Origin of the sequence: Bacteroides gallinarum DSM 18171 = JCM 13658 (assembly GCF_000374365.1) — a bacterium.
Taxonomy (GTDB): Bacteria; Bacteroidota; Bacteroidia; order Bacteroidales; family Bacteroidaceae; genus Bacteroides; species Bacteroides gallinarum.
The window spans coordinates 1-13,954 of record NZ_KB894165.1 but is presented as its reverse complement, the minus strand read 5'-3'; the positions used below and the strand labels follow the sequence as shown (position 1 = coordinate 13,954).

Annotated in this window: 11 protein-coding genes; 6 read left to right on the top strand and 5 right to left on the bottom strand. The window is 49.3% G+C overall.

From position 1 onward, the window contains the following. The first annotated feature begins 158 nt into the window (after positions 1-158). Genes C233_RS0118995 through C233_RS0118980 form a run of 4 tightly spaced genes read left to right on the top strand, consistent with a single transcriptional unit; the run spans position 159 to position 4,275 of the window. Positions 159-1,592 carry a capsule assembly Wzi family protein gene (locus C233_RS0118995; protein WP_018669113.1) on the top strand — a complete coding sequence of 478 codons (1,434 nt, stop codon included), beginning with the start codon at positions 159-161 and terminating at the stop codon, positions 1,590-1,592. 4 nt (positions 1,593-1,596) lie between these two features. Beyond that, on the top strand, positions 1,597-2,145 hold the full coding sequence (gene rfbC / locus C233_RS0118990; RefSeq protein ID WP_018669112.1) for a dTDP-4-dehydrorhamnose 3,5-epimerase: 549 nt from the start codon (positions 1,597-1,599) through the stop codon (positions 2,143-2,145). Positions 2,146-2,148: 3 nt separating this feature from the next. After that, positions 2,149-3,462, top strand: a complete 1,314-nt coding sequence (locus C233_RS0118985; RefSeq protein WP_018669111.1) for a UDP-glucose dehydrogenase family protein — start codon at positions 2,149-2,151, stop codon at positions 3,460-3,462. Positions 3,463-3,477: 15 nt separating this feature from the next. Continuing rightward, positions 3,478-4,275: a DUF4738 domain-containing protein gene (locus tag C233_RS0118980; protein ID WP_018669110.1), complete on the top strand. Its 798-nt coding sequence runs from the start codon at positions 3,478-3,480 to the stop codon at positions 4,273-4,275. A gap of 13 nt (positions 4,276-4,288) precedes the next feature. On the opposite strand, the gene C233_RS0118975 is transcribed toward C233_RS0118980, so the two are convergent. Continuing rightward, positions 4,289-5,581, bottom strand: coding sequence for a DEAD/DEAH box helicase (locus C233_RS0118975; RefSeq protein WP_018669109.1), 1,293 nt, complete (start codon positions 5,579-5,581; stop codon positions 4,289-4,291). Between the two features lie 128 nt (positions 5,582-5,709). Further along, positions 5,710-6,939, bottom strand: a complete 1,230-nt coding sequence (gene serB / locus C233_RS0118970) for a phosphoserine phosphatase SerB (protein ID WP_018669108.1) — start codon at positions 6,937-6,939, stop codon at positions 5,710-5,712. 275 nt (positions 6,940-7,214) lie between these two features. Here serB and C233_RS0118965 point away from each other — a divergent pair, with 275 nt between their 5' ends. Continuing rightward, on the top strand, positions 7,215-7,718 hold the full coding sequence (locus C233_RS0118965) for a thioredoxin family protein (RefSeq protein ID WP_018669107.1): 504 nt from the start codon (positions 7,215-7,217) through the stop codon (positions 7,716-7,718). 222 nt (positions 7,719-7,940) lie between these two features. Here C233_RS0118965 and C233_RS0118960 read toward each other — a convergent pair whose 3' ends face one another. The 3 genes from C233_RS0118960 to lon are packed head-to-tail and all read right to left on the bottom strand — an operon-like array spanning position 7,941 to position 12,678. Continuing rightward, complete coding sequence (locus C233_RS0118960) at positions 7,941-9,083, bottom strand: LptF/LptG family permease (RefSeq protein ID WP_018669106.1); 1,143 nt, start codon at positions 9,081-9,083, stop codon at positions 7,941-7,943. Beyond that, the gene (gene tgt / locus C233_RS0118955; RefSeq protein WP_018669105.1) at positions 9,080-10,210 is read right to left on the bottom strand and encodes a tRNA guanosine(34) transglycosylase Tgt; all 1,131 of its coding nucleotides are present in this window, start codon (positions 10,208-10,210) and stop codon (positions 9,080-9,082) included. The genes C233_RS0118960 and tgt overlap by 4 nt, the downstream gene beginning before the upstream one ends. Further along, positions 10,207-12,678: an endopeptidase La gene (gene lon, locus C233_RS0118950; RefSeq protein WP_018669104.1), complete on the bottom strand. Its 2,472-nt coding sequence runs from the start codon at positions 12,676-12,678 to the stop codon at positions 10,207-10,209. The genes tgt and lon overlap by 4 nt, the downstream gene beginning before the upstream one ends. Before the next feature lie 170 nt (positions 12,679-12,848). Here lon and C233_RS0118945 point away from each other — a divergent pair, with 170 nt between their 5' ends. Continuing rightward, positions 12,849-13,559: a tRNA1(Val) (adenine(37)-N6)-methyltransferase gene (locus C233_RS0118945; RefSeq protein WP_018669103.1), complete on the top strand. Its 711-nt coding sequence runs from the start codon at positions 12,849-12,851 to the stop codon at positions 13,557-13,559. Positions 13,560-13,954 lie beyond the last annotated feature (395 nt).

Here is a 13,954-nt window from a genome sequence, read left to right as displayed (position 1 = left end):
GCAAACTCCTTTTCCGGGTATGGCCTATATATTAGATTTTTTTCCTACTTTTGCACCGTTTTCTACGGCTCTTGCCGGACAAGACGATAAACTATATTATATATTTTGAAATGAACACAAATAACTATCAGTACTTAACCAGATACAGACTATCTATCATGCGTATTCCTATCTGTTTATTAATCTTTTTGTTTGCAGGAAGCAATATTGCCACAGCGCAGGTTTCTTCTTTCGTCGAATACGGGGCTACCGTGCATACGGGCGATAACACCCCGCTATGGCAAGTAAGCAACCAGCAGGGGCTCGGCTCTATCTATAACAATACTTATATACGGGGTGGAGTCGGCTACAAGCATAAGTTGGGCAAGTGGAGGTTCGAGGAAAAGCTGGATGTAGTGGCGTCCGTCGGAACGAGCTTTAAAGGCGATAAGGACATGTTTATCCAGCAGGCATATATAGATGCGCGTTACAAATGGCTGGGGCTTTTTGCCGGAAGCCGCGAGAAAGGTGCGCCATTGCTCAACAACACCTTGAGCAGCGGCGACATGACGTGGTCGGGCAATGCGCGTCCCATTCCCCAAATCATGGCAGGCATTCCGGAATATCTCTATATACTGCCGCGGCTGGCTATAAAGGGCGAGATTTCCTACGGCTGGTTTACGGACAACGACTACCAGGAACGTAAAGTAGGGGCGGGATACTGGTACACGAAGGATATCAAGTACCACCACAAAGAGGGTTTTATCCGTGTCGGGGTTCCTAACGGGAAGTGGCAGTTGGATATAGGCATGACTCTCGACACCCAGTTCGGCGGAAAAATGATTGAAGCGGACGGTAAAGTGACCGACTTGGGGAACACGCTGAAAGATTATTTCAGGGTATTTATCCCCGGCGCCGGAGACGAAGACCAACCCGCGAACGACAAGAATTTCTATCAGGGAAATTTCCTGGGCAGCGAGCAGATAAGGCTTACCCACCGTGCCGAGAAATTCTCTATCAGCGCCTACCTGTGCAACCATTTCGACGATTTCTCCGCCATGGGCAAGCAGAACGGCTGGGACGGTTTGTGGGGTATTGAAATGAACTTCAAGGACTTCAAGCCTATCGATGCGGTAGTTTTCGAATATCTGCAAACCACCAATATGAGCGGTCCGCTGCACGGTATGCACGAACCGGATGAAGGCCCCGTACACAAGACGGGCGGCTCCGACAATTATTACAATAACGGGCTTTACCCGGGGTGGGCGCATTGGGGAATGATGATAGCCAACCCGCTGATTGCCTCGCCTATCTATAATAAGGACGGCGACATGACTTTCAAATACAACCGTATAAAAGCGCTGCACATCGGCTGGAGCGGACAGATAAACCCGGAATGGGGCTATGTTGCCAAAATGAGCCATAACAGGACATGGGGAACTCCCAGTGTGCCTACGCTGGATATTTTAGAGAACTTTTCGGCATATGCCTCATTCTCTTATTCTCCCGAAAGGTGGAAAGGGTGGCATTTCAACGCTTCGCTCGCCTTGGATATGGGAGATATATACGGGGATAATTTCGGATTTCAACTGAAAATACATAAATCATTCTAAAGCAATGAACTACATACAGACAGAAATCGACGGCGTGTGGATTATCGAACCGAAGGTGTTCAACGATGCACGCGGTTATTTTATGGAAGCATTCAAAGAGGAGGAGTTCCGTGCCAATATCGGCGATGTACATTTCGTCCAGGATAATGAGTCGAAATCTTCTTTCGGTGTATTGCGCGGGCTGCATTACCAGAAGGGCGAATACAGCCAGGCTAAACTGGTGCGTGTCATAAAGGGCAAGGTATTGGACGTTGCAGTCGATTTACGCTGTTCTTCCCCTACATTCGGCAAGTACGTCAGTGTAGAGTTGAGCGAGGACAACAAACGCCAGTTCTTCATTCCCCGCGGTTTTGCCCACGGTTTCCTGGTATTGAGCGAGGAGGCAGTTTTTACTTATAAGGTAGACAACGGATATGCACCGCAGGCGGAGGCATCTATCCGTTTCGACGACGAAACGATAGGCATCGGCTGGCCGGTTGCGGGGGCGCAGCTATTGTTATCGGAAAAGGACGGACATGCCGTATCGTTCAAAGATGCGGAATATTTTGAGTAAGGTATGAAAATTGCTATTGTCGGTACAGGGTACGTCGGTTTGGTAACCGGTACTTGTTTTGCAGAAATCGGTGTCAACGTTATCTGCGTGGATACGAACAGCGAAAAGATAGAAGCGCTGAAACAGGGTGTCATTCCAATCTACGAAAACGGGCTGGAGGAAATGGTGAACCGGAATGCCAAGGCGGGACGCCTGCAGTTCACCACTTCTCTGGAAAGCTGCCTGAACGAGGTGGATGTTATTTTCAGCGCCGTAGGCACTCCTCCCGATGAGGACGGCAGTGCGGATTTGAGTTATGTGCTCGAAGTGGCGCGTACTATCGGCCGCAATATGGAGAAGTATGTGCTGGTAGTAACCAAGAGTACCGTCCCGGTAGGTACTGCCCGGAAAGTGCGGGCGGCTATCCAGGAGGAGCTGGACAAGCGGGGAGTGGAGATAGAGTTCGATGTTGCCTCCAACCCGGAGTTCCTGAAAGAGGGCAACGCTATCAGCGACTTTATGAGCCCCGACCGTGTAGTGGTGGGGGTAGAGTCCGAACGTGCGCAGAAATTGATGAGCAAACTTTATAAGCCGTTCCTGCTGAATAATTTCCGGGTTATCTTCATGGATATCCCTTCTGCCGAAATGACGAAGTATGCGGCTAACTCCATGCTCGCCACCCGTATCAGCTTTATGAACGACATTGCCAATTTGTGCGAACTGGTAGGCGCCGACGTTAACATGGTGCGCAGCGGTATCGGTTCGGACACGCGCATCGGCCGCAAATTCCTGTATCCGGGAATCGGGTACGGGGGCTCGTGCTTCCCGAAGGATGTAAAGGCGCTGATTAAGACTGCCGAGCAGAATGGCTACCGGATGCGTGTACTCCGTGCGGTGGAGGAGGTGAACGAGAACCAGAAAGGTATCTTGTTCGAAAAGCTGCAACGGCACTTCAACGGCGATTTGCGCGGCAAGACCATTGCTTTATGGGGATTGGCATTCAAACCGGAAACGGACGACATGCGCGAGGCGCCTTCTTTAATCCTGATTAACAAGCTGCTCAACGCAGGCTGCAATGTACGGGCATACGACCCGGCGGCTATGGCGGAATGCCGCCGCAGGATAGGCGACAGCGTTTGCTACGCCACCGATATGTACGATGCCGCACTCGACGCGGACGCTCTGATGCTGGTAACGGAATGGAAAGAGTTCCGCCTGCCGTCGTGGGCGGTCATTAAAAAGGCGATGAGAATTCCGGTGTTACTGGACGGCCGCAATATCTATGAAAAGAAGGAAATAGAAGAGCTCGGGTTTACCTATTATTGCATAGGTAAATAAAGGAAGGAGATAAACATGAAAAAACAACTCTTGACGGAGTTATTTTGCGTCATAGTGTTGACTGCATGCGGTACTGGTAAAGAGCGGAGAAACGCCGTGGAGGACTTTACGGCGAAGGCTCTGCTTCAAGGTATCTGGATAGACGATGAAACGGAACTGCCGATGATGCGTATAGAGGGGGATACCATATACCATGCCAATCCTCAGAACGCGCCTGTAACGTTCAGGGTTTTACGGGACACGATGTATGTGTACGGCAATAATACCGCAGCTTATAAAATAGACAGGCAGACGGAGTACAGTTTCTGGTTTCATTCATTGTATGCGGATGAGGTTGTAAAGCTGCATAAATCGGAAAGCCCCGAAGATGTGCTCGTCTTTGACAATAAGGAAGTGGAGGTTATACCAACCACTACGGAAGTGGTGAAAAAGGATAGCGTGGTGATGTACGAGGGTACGCGTTACCGGGGGTATGTCTACATCAATCCTTCTAAAATGAAGGTGGTACGCTCGTCTTACTCGGAAGGGGGTATCAGCGTGGATAATGTTTACTACGACAATGTGATACATATCTGCGTATATCAGGGCAGGCGGATGTTGTACGGCAAGGATGTTACCAAGAAAATGTTTGCCGATGTCTTTCCCGAAGAGGTGCTGAGCCAGATGATTCTCGCCGACATGGAGTTTATGGAAGTGAACGGGGAAGGTTATTTGTACCGTGCGGTTTTACGTGTGCCGGAAAGTTCCGTTTCCAGCCTGGTAGATATTACAATCGGATTCGATAACCGGATGAACATAAAAAAAGCGGAGTAACCCTCCGCTTTTTTTATTCTTGTTTCGCCGGCCGGGAAGATTGTTTGCCTTCCCTCCGCTTATTGCCGTTACGGGCATTCTTACCGTTTCCGTTGCCGCCGCCGTTTTTGCGTCCGCCGCTTTTGTAGCCGCGTTTGCGCCCTTCACCGGAGCGCGGCTTGTATTCGGGGGCTTCACCCAGTGCTTCCGGTACGGGTATCTTATAGATGTCTTTCTCCAGGAAGTTTTCTATGGTCTTGAAGTTCGTCTGCTCTTTCTCGTTGACAAAGGTCAGGGCTACTCCGTCGTTATTGGCGCGTGCCGTACGTCCGATGCGGTGTACATAATCTTCGCTGTCGTGCGGTACATCATAATTGATAACCAGGCGGATATCGTCTATATCGATGCCGCGTGCCACGATATCGGTAGCCACCAGGATATTGATACGTCCTGCCTTGAACTCATACATCACTTCCTCGCGCTGTGCCTGCTCGAGGTCCGAGTGCATCTCGCCGACGTTCAGCTTCATCTGCTTCAATGCCTTGGCAACTTCTTTTACTTTCAGCTTGGAAGAGGCGAAAACGATGACGCGCTCGGGGGTCTGTTCGGAGAAAAGGTCGCGGATGATGCCTAACTTCTGGTTTTCATAACAGATATAGGCTGCCTGCACGATTTTCTCGGCCGGCTTGGAAACTGCGAGTTTCACCTCTGCCGGGTTATTCAGGATAGTTTTCGCCAACTGCTGGATTTTGGCCGGCATCGTGGCGGAAAACATGATAGTCTGGCGCTCTTTGGGCAGGAATTTTACAATCTGCATAATGTCGTCATAGAATCCCATATCCAGCATGCGGTCTGCTTCGTCCAGGATGAAGTAAGAGACGCGGGACAAATCTACGTATCCCAGGCTGAGGTGGGCTATCAGGCGTCCCGGAGTGGCGATTACGACATCCGCACCCAGCGTCAATCCTCTTTTCTGCTGTTCGAACAGTATTCCGTCATTACCGCCGTACACGGCTACGCTGCTGACCGGCATGAAATAGGAGAAACCTTCCATTTGCTGGTCTATCTGTTGCGCCAGCTCCCGTGTAGGCGCCATTACTATACAATTGATAGAATCTTCGGGATGCCCGCCTTCCGAGAGTTTGTTCAGTATGGGCAGCAGGTACGCCGCGGTTTTTCCGGTTCCGGTTTGTGCGACAGCTATCAAATCGCGCCCTTCGAGTATGACAGGTATTGATTTTTCCTGTATAGGGGTACATTCTTCGAAACGCATTGCATCCAGTGCTTCAAGCACGTTGTCATTTAAATTTAGTTCAGAAAACTTCATGTATTCTTTTATTTGCCGACAAAGATAATGCAAACCGGAAGCAGAACAAAATAAGCTTGCTTAAAAAATAAGCTCCCATGGCAATTAATTGCCGCAGGAGCTTACAATCTTATCGTATAGGCTTATATTTAACGCGGAATATCGATGTATGAGTCCTTGAATCCCAGAAAATAGAGCACGCCGTCCAGCCCGATAGTGTTGATAGACTGCTTGGCATTCGCCACTACTTTGGGTTTGGCATGAAAGGCAATGCCCAGACCGGCTATCCCTAACATCGGCAGGTCGTTGGCGCCGTCGCCTACGGCAATGGTCTGGGCGATATCTACTTTCTCGACCTGTGCTATCAGGCGCAGCAGCTCTGCTTTCCGCTTACCGTCGACCACATCACCGAGGTAGCGCCCGGTCAGCTTGCCGTTTTCTATTTCCAGCTCATTGGCATATACGTAATCGATACCGTATTTCTGCTGGAGATAACGCCCGAAGTAGGTGAAGCCGCCCGAAAGAATGGCAATCTTATAGCCGTATTTCTTCAGGACGTACATCAGGCGGTCTACGCCTTCCGTAATGGGCAGGTTCTCGGCAATCTCCTGCATGACGGATTCGTCCAGGCCTTTCAGCAATGCCACCCGTTCGCGGAAGCTTTCCGTAAAGTCTATCTCTCCACGCATGGCGCGTTCCGTAATGGCTTTTACCTGCTCGCCGACGCCTGCACGCAATGCCAGTTCGTCGATAACCTCGGTCTCTATCAGCGTAGAGTCCATATCAAAACAGATAAGGCGGCGCATGCGGCGGTACATATTGTCCAACTGGAAAGAGAAGTCCATTTCCAGCTCGCTCGCCAACTGCATCAGTTGTTCTTGCATGGCGATGCGGTCTTTGGGAGTGCCGCGCACGGAGAACTCGATGCAGGCGCGTGTCTTTGCATCGCACTCGTCCAGCGGGATACGTCCCGTAAGTCGCTTGATAGCATCGATATTCATGCCTTGTTCCGCCAGGATACGGGTTACCGCAGAAATCTGGCGGGCAGACAACTTGCGTCCCAGCAGTGTAAGGATATAGCGGTTTTTGCCCTGCATGCTCACCCAGTCTTCATATTCTTTCGCCGTAATGGGATAGAAGCGGATAGTCACGCCCAGCGACGATGCCTTGAAAAGCAGCTCTTTCATTATAAAGCCGGAATGCTGCTCCTCCGTCTTGCATAGGATACCCAGCGACAGGGTGTTATGAATGTCGGCTTGCCCGATGTCGAGGATAGTGGCATCGTACTTGGCAAGGATTTCAGTAACCGAGGCCGTCAGTCCCGGACGGTCTTCCCCTGTTACGCGGATAAGGATAAGTTCTGTACTCAATGGTTGCATAAGTTGTCTATTAATAGGATAACAGCTACAAAAGTAAGGAAAATTCCCGCCTTTTATGCTAAATAACATAAAAAAGTGCACTAAAAAAGTGAGAAAATTGCTTGTTTATTTGGAAGTTACTTTAAGAAATACTTACCTTTGCACCCGATTTCAGAATTAAAGGCTTTGAGTATCAGTGAATTCCTTTCACTGCAAGGCCTGAGAAGATGACGTTCCGGGAGGAAATCACTGCCAAAAAGGACAGTCCCGGATAGTATTAACCAAAATCGTGTTACATGAGATATGTAAAATGGATTTTTGTTGTATTACTAATTGGTTCCTTGACTTCTTTTGTAGAAAAAGACAAACCGACCGGCGGTTTGAATGTGGGTGACATAGCCCCGGACTTCAAAATCCAATCTATGTCTGCCGGGCAACCGTTAACGGAACTTTCGGACATGAAAGGCAGTTATGTGTTGCTTAGCTTTTGGGCAAGTTACGACGCGCACTCCCGGATGCAAAACGCAAGTTTAAGCAATGTGCTCCGTTCAGCTTCCCGTAATGATAATGTGGAAATGGTTTCCGTTTCGTTCGATGAGTATCAGTCAATCTTTAAGGAAACCGTTCGTAAGGACCGAATAGTTACGCCCACCTGTTTCGTGGAAACTAAAGGCGAGTCCTCCGGCTTATTCAAGAAGTATCGTTTAGGCCGCGGATTTACTAACTATTTATTAGATGAAAATGGTGTGATTATTGCCAAGAACATCTCTGCTGCTGAGCTTTCAGCTTACTTGAATTAAGCGCTTCGATGCCACTGTGCCGCGAAGGGATTAAAGAACCTGTAAGAAGAAAGCGGGACTTCTTCCGACACAGGCGGTTTACCTGCCTGCAAGAAAGAGGAACAAAACAAAAGAGGAAATGAATACAACAAAAAAGCCCTCCCGCACTTGTGGAAACACAAGAGCGGGAGGGCTTCTTATTTTTTATACTTGTCTGCTTTCGGAAAGTTGCTTTCCGAAAGCCTATTTCGGTGCTTTCTTGTACAGGTAGAATGCTATGAATGCATAAAGCAGGTTCGGTATCCATACTGCGATAAAGGGCGGTACGTTTCCATTCACGGCAAACGTGGAGGCAATCGTCTGGAACAGGATGTACGAGAAGCTCAGGGCAAGACCGATACCCAGGTGCAGCCCCATACCGCCTTTCGTCTTTTTCGAAGAGAGCGACACGCCGATTAGTGTCAGGATGAACGAGGCGAAGGACATGGCAATGCGTTTGTGGTATTCTATCTCGAATTCCTTGATATTGGCGAAGCCGCGTTGCCGCTGCCTGTCTATATACTCGCTTAGCTGAGGGCTGGTAAGCATTTCCTGCTGATTTTTCATTATAAGGAAATCGGCAGGCTCCATAAAGAGGACGGTATCTATTTTTTCTCCTTTCACGATACTTTCACGCATGCCGTCCATTTCGCGAATCATATAGTCCTTCACCGTCCATTTATGCACGGATGCCGTATCGTACGTAATGCTGCGGGCAGTCAGGTGAGATACCAGTTGCTTGTCCTTGAACTTGTCCAGCGAGAAACGGTAACCAGTCTTGCTATAATCCTCAAACCGTTCGATATAGGCAATCACCCCTGAATCGACCTCCAACTGGATATTACGGGCTGTGGTAGACTTACGGGGCTTGTAGTATTTGTCTTCGAAGTTAAGGCGCGTTACGCTGCCTTTGGGAATGACGTACGAGCCGAGGCAGAATGTAACCACCGCGATAATAGCCGCCGACACCATATAGGGACGTAACATGCGCTTAAAGCTCATTCCCGTAGAGAACATCGCGATAATCTCCGAGTTCTCCGCCAGCTTGGAAGTGAAAAAGATTACTGCGATAAAGACGAACAGCGGGCTGAACAGATTGGCAAAGTAGGGGATGAAGTTCATGTAGTAATCGAAGATAATGGCTCTCCAAGGAGCTTCATGGGACATGAAGCGGTCCATTTTCTCATTAAAGTCGAATACCACGGCGATAGAGATAATCAGGGCTATGGCAAACACGTACGTCCCCAGGAACTTCTTGATGATGTACCAGTCCAGCCGCTTGAGGAACTTGTCTTTTCCGACAGGCAGTTTTATATCTTTCAGTATCTTCCAGTCAATCTTTCTCATAATCTTGTCGATACGCGTTGTACCATCATCGGCTTCCAGGTAGAGAAGTCTCCGGCAATGATATGCTTGCGGGCTTCACCGGCAAGCCAGAGGTAAAACGCCAAATTATGAATGGAAGCTATCTGCATCGCCAGCAATTCCTGCGCGTGGAACAAATGGCGCAGGTAGGCTTTACTATACAATGTATCCACGTAAGACGCACCGTCCGCCTCAATAGGAGAGAAGTCGGTTTCCCACTTCTTGTTGCGCATGTTGATGATGCCGTCTTTGGTGAACAGCATGCCGTTGCGCCCGTTGCGCGTAGGCATCACGCAGTCGAACATATCGACTCCGCGTTCGATGCCTTCGAGGATGTTCACGGGTGTGCCCACCCCCATTAGATAGCGGGGCTTGTCTTTCGGCAGGATTTCGTTTACCAGCTCTATCATCTCGTACATCTTCTCCGTAGGTTCGCCCACCGCCAGGCCGCCGATAGCATTTCCTTCTGCTCCCTTGGAGGCGATGAACTCTGCCGACTGCTTGCGGAGGTCGGGGTAGACGCATCCCTGTACGATAGGGAAAAGCGCCTGGTGATAACCGTACTTAGGCTCCGTTTCATTGAACCGCGTAATACAACGGTCTAACCAGCGGTGCGTCATCTCCATTGATTTTTTGGCATAAGCGTATTCTGCATCGCCCGGAGTACATTCGTCGAAAGCCATCATGATATCCGCACCGATAGTACGCTCGATATCCATTACCTTCTCCGGAGTGAAAATATGCTTGCTTCCGTCTATATGCGAGCGAAATTCAGCACCTTCCTCGCGCAGTTTGCGGATGCCTGCCAGGGAAAAGACCTGGAAACCGCCGCTGTCGGTCAGCATCGGACGGTCGAAACCGTTGAACTTATGCAGTCCGCCGGCTTTTTCAATGACATCCAGCCCCGGACGCAGATAAAGATGATAGGTGTTACCCAATATAATCTGCGCCTTTATATCTTCTTTCAATTCGGACAGATGTACTCCCTTGACAGTACCCAACGTGCCGACCGGCATAAAGATAGGTGTCTCAATCTGTCCATGGCCGGTCGTTATCAGCCCCGCACGCGCATTTGTCTTGCTATCTGTATACTGTAACTCGAATGTCATTCTTCTTTCTTTTCTTTTTTAACGGACAAATCAATGGCATCAGCTACCTTTTCGTCGGTCAGCGCAATGGCAAACACTTCTTTTACGTCTTTCACATAATGGAAAGTAAGTCCTTTCAGGTAAAGTTCCTGTATCTCCTCGATATTCTTGCGGTTCTCGTCGCTCAGGATGATTTCCTTGATACCGGCACGCTTGGCCGCCAGAATCTTCTCCTTGATACCGCCTACGGGAAGCACCTTTCCGCGGAGCGTGATTTCGCCCGTCATGGCAAGGTTCGCCTTTACCTTCCGCTGCGTCAGTGCGGATGCCAGCGAGGTAGCCATGGTTATACCTGCCGACGGGCCATCTTTCGGAATAGCTCCTTCGGGAACATGGACATGGATGTTCCAGTTGTCGAAAATCTCTTCATCAAGGTTCAGCAACGAAGCATGCGCCTTGATGTATTCCAATGCCAGCATAGCGGACTCTTTCATTACATCGCCCAGGTTTCCGGTCAGCGTCAAGCGACCGCCCTTACCCCGGCTGAGGCTGGTTTCGACAAACAATATCTCGCCGCCCACGGCCGTCCATGCCAGGCCGGTAACTACGCCGGCATACTCATTTCCCTGGTACTTGTCGCGCGTGTATTCCGGAGCTCCCAGGAAATCGTACAAATCACCCGGCTTGATTTCGGTCTTTGCAAAATAGCCGTCCGTGGCATATTGGCGCGCCGATTTGCGGAGTATCTTTCCAATCTTCTTTTCCAGCTCGCGCACACCGCTCTCGCGGGTGTACGACTCGATGATTGCTTCCAGCGTATTCTTGGGAATCTTAATGTCGTTCTTCTTCATCCCGTTCGCTTCCAATTCCTTGGGAACCAGGTGGCGGCGGGCAATCTCTATCTTCTCCTCCGTGATGTAACCGCTTACCTCAATCAGCTCCATACGGTCGAGCAGCGGTCCGGGAATGGTATTCAGGTTGTTGGCGGTAGCTATGAACATAACTTTCGACAAGTCGTAATCCACATCCAGGAAATTATCGTGGAACGTAGTGTTCTGCTCCGGGTCGAGGACTTCGAGCAGGGCAGAGGAGGGGTCGCCCTGACGGTCGGCACTCACCTTGTCTATCTCGTCCAATATGAATACAGGGTTGGAAGAACCCGCTTTAATCAGGCTCTTGATAATGCGTCCCGGCATCGCTCCGATATAGGTCTTGCGGTGTCCGCGTATCTCGGCTTCATCGTGCACGCCTCCCAATGACATACGGATGTATTTCCGTTTCAGAGCGGCGGCAATAGAACGCCCCAACGAGGTTTTACCCACACCCGGAGGGCCGTACAGGCAGATGATAGGCGACTTCATGTCTCCCTTCAACTTCAATACGGCAAGATGTTCCAGTATGCGTTCCTTTACTTTTTCCAAACCGTAATGGTCTTTATTCAACGTTTTTTCGGCGTTGGTCAAGTTCAAGTTGTCTGCTGTATAGATACCCCACGGCAGGCTCAGCATGGTTTGCAGGTAATTCAACTGCACGCTGTAATCGGGCGATTGCGGATGCATGCGCTCCAGCTTGTCCACCTCTTTCAGAAAAGCGGTTTTTACTTCCTCGTTCCATTTAACGGTTTCCGCTTTCTTCCGCATTTCTTCTATTTCCTGCTCCTGGCTGCCACCGCCCAGTTCGTCCTGGATAGTCTTAATCTGCTGTTGCAAGAAGTATTCGCGCTGCTGCTGGTCGATGTCCTCGCGGGCACGCATCTGAATGGACTCCTTGATTTCAGCAAGCTGGACTTCACGGTTCAGTATCTCGAGCAGGCGATAGGTGCGGGCACGCAACGCATCGATGCGGAGCAGTTCTATCTTTTCATCTTTTTTCAACGGCAGGTTGGTGCAGATAAAGTCCACCAGGAACATCGGGTTGCTTATGTTCTTGATAGCGAATGCGGAATCCTGCGGAAACATGTCCGACGACTTGATATAGCGCACGGTCAAATCCTTGCACGCTTCTACCAACGCCTGGAATTCTTTATCGTCCTTGGCGGGGATTTCCTCGTTAAGAGTGGTGATACGACCTTTCAGGTAGGGGGCTACTTCCGTTATTTCTTTCAGCTCTACCCGTTTGGAACCTTGCAGGATTACGGTAGTTGTCTGGTCGGGCATTTCCAACACACGGACTATCTTGGCGATTGTACCGATTGTATGCAAATCCTCGAGCAAAGGGATTTCCGTGTCGGCTATTTTCTGGCATACCACAGCTATGTATGTACCTTTCTTCTCTGCTTCGCGTACCAATCTCAGGGAGGACTTTCTTCCTACGGACACTGGCATAAACACACCCGGAAATAAAACCATGTTCCGAAGAGGTAATACCGGCAGGATTTCATCGACCTCAATGTCCATCAATTGTTCTTCATTCCCCTCAAAATCAGCAATTACAGAAAACGCATTCTCATTCCTATCTTCGATATCACTAAAATTATTTCTTTTCTTCATTTCATTCTTTTTAGTTTATGTCATATTGGCAGGTCAATAAGGCGCCTGCAAAGTTAGCTATTTCTTCTATTAAATGGATGTTCCTTTCTTTAAAAAGACAAAAACGATGCCAAAATTGCCGCTATTTTGCCGGCTTTGATTATTTTTGAGCCCGGTTAACAAAAACAAATATGCCTAATCCTTATTTTCAGTTCAAACAATTTACCGTCCGGCACGACAAATGCGCCATGAAAGTGGGTACGGACGGAGTATTGCTGGGGGCATGGGCTCCGGTGCAGAACGTTAAACGGGTACTGGATGTAGGAGCCGGTACCGGGTTGATATCCTTACAGTTAGCACAGCGTATCCCGGACGCGCTGATTACCTCTGTCGAAATAGATTCGGAGGCGGCAGCCCAAGCCGAGGAAAACGTCCGGTCTGCGCCCTGGAGCGAACGGATAAAAGTAGTATGCTGCGACTTCCGCGATTACCGCCCGGAAGAGCGGTTCGACCTTATCGTTTCGAATCCGCCTTATTTCGTCGATGCCCTGAAATGCCCGGACAACCAGCGCTGTACGGCACGACATACGAGCGACTTGAATTACGAGCTGCTGTTGGGACATTCGGCGCATTTACTGGTCGGGGAAGGGAGTATAAGCATTATCATTCCGTCGGAGGTGGAAAGCATGGTTATCGATACAGCATGGAAATACAAGCTGTATCCTTATCGCCGCCTGCGTGTCTTTACCAAGCCCGGCAAACCTTGCCGACGCGTATTATTGGCTTTCGGCCGCCGGGATGTGCCGTGCGCCGAGGACAGTCTTTATATAGAAGGAGAGGAGCACGGACAATACACTCCGGAGTATATTTCCCTGACCAGGGACTTTTATTTGAAAATGTAAACGGCATGCACTCGTTTTACAGGACGGAATTATTTATCCCGTGAGACAAATATTTTCGTCTTACAGGACGATTTTATTTGCCTCACGGGACGAAGTTGTCCGTCTTACGGGATAAATTCGGGACATTCAGTAAATAATATAAAATCAGCCAACTAATTCATACACAAAATATTGCGAATTAGCTGGCTTTTTTGTATCTTTAGGTATTCCCCCGCAAATAAGGTTTGAAGGCCAAAACGGGGGAAATTCCCCGACTAAGATATGGCTAAGATACAAAATATTTCCGAAATTCACCCAACTTTGGGCTTCACAGAATTTGATGTTCTGGAAAAATACCGCAAAAGTTTTAATGAGAGTGAGCTTGGCAGGCTTCACTCAGTGTTCCCGTTTGAACG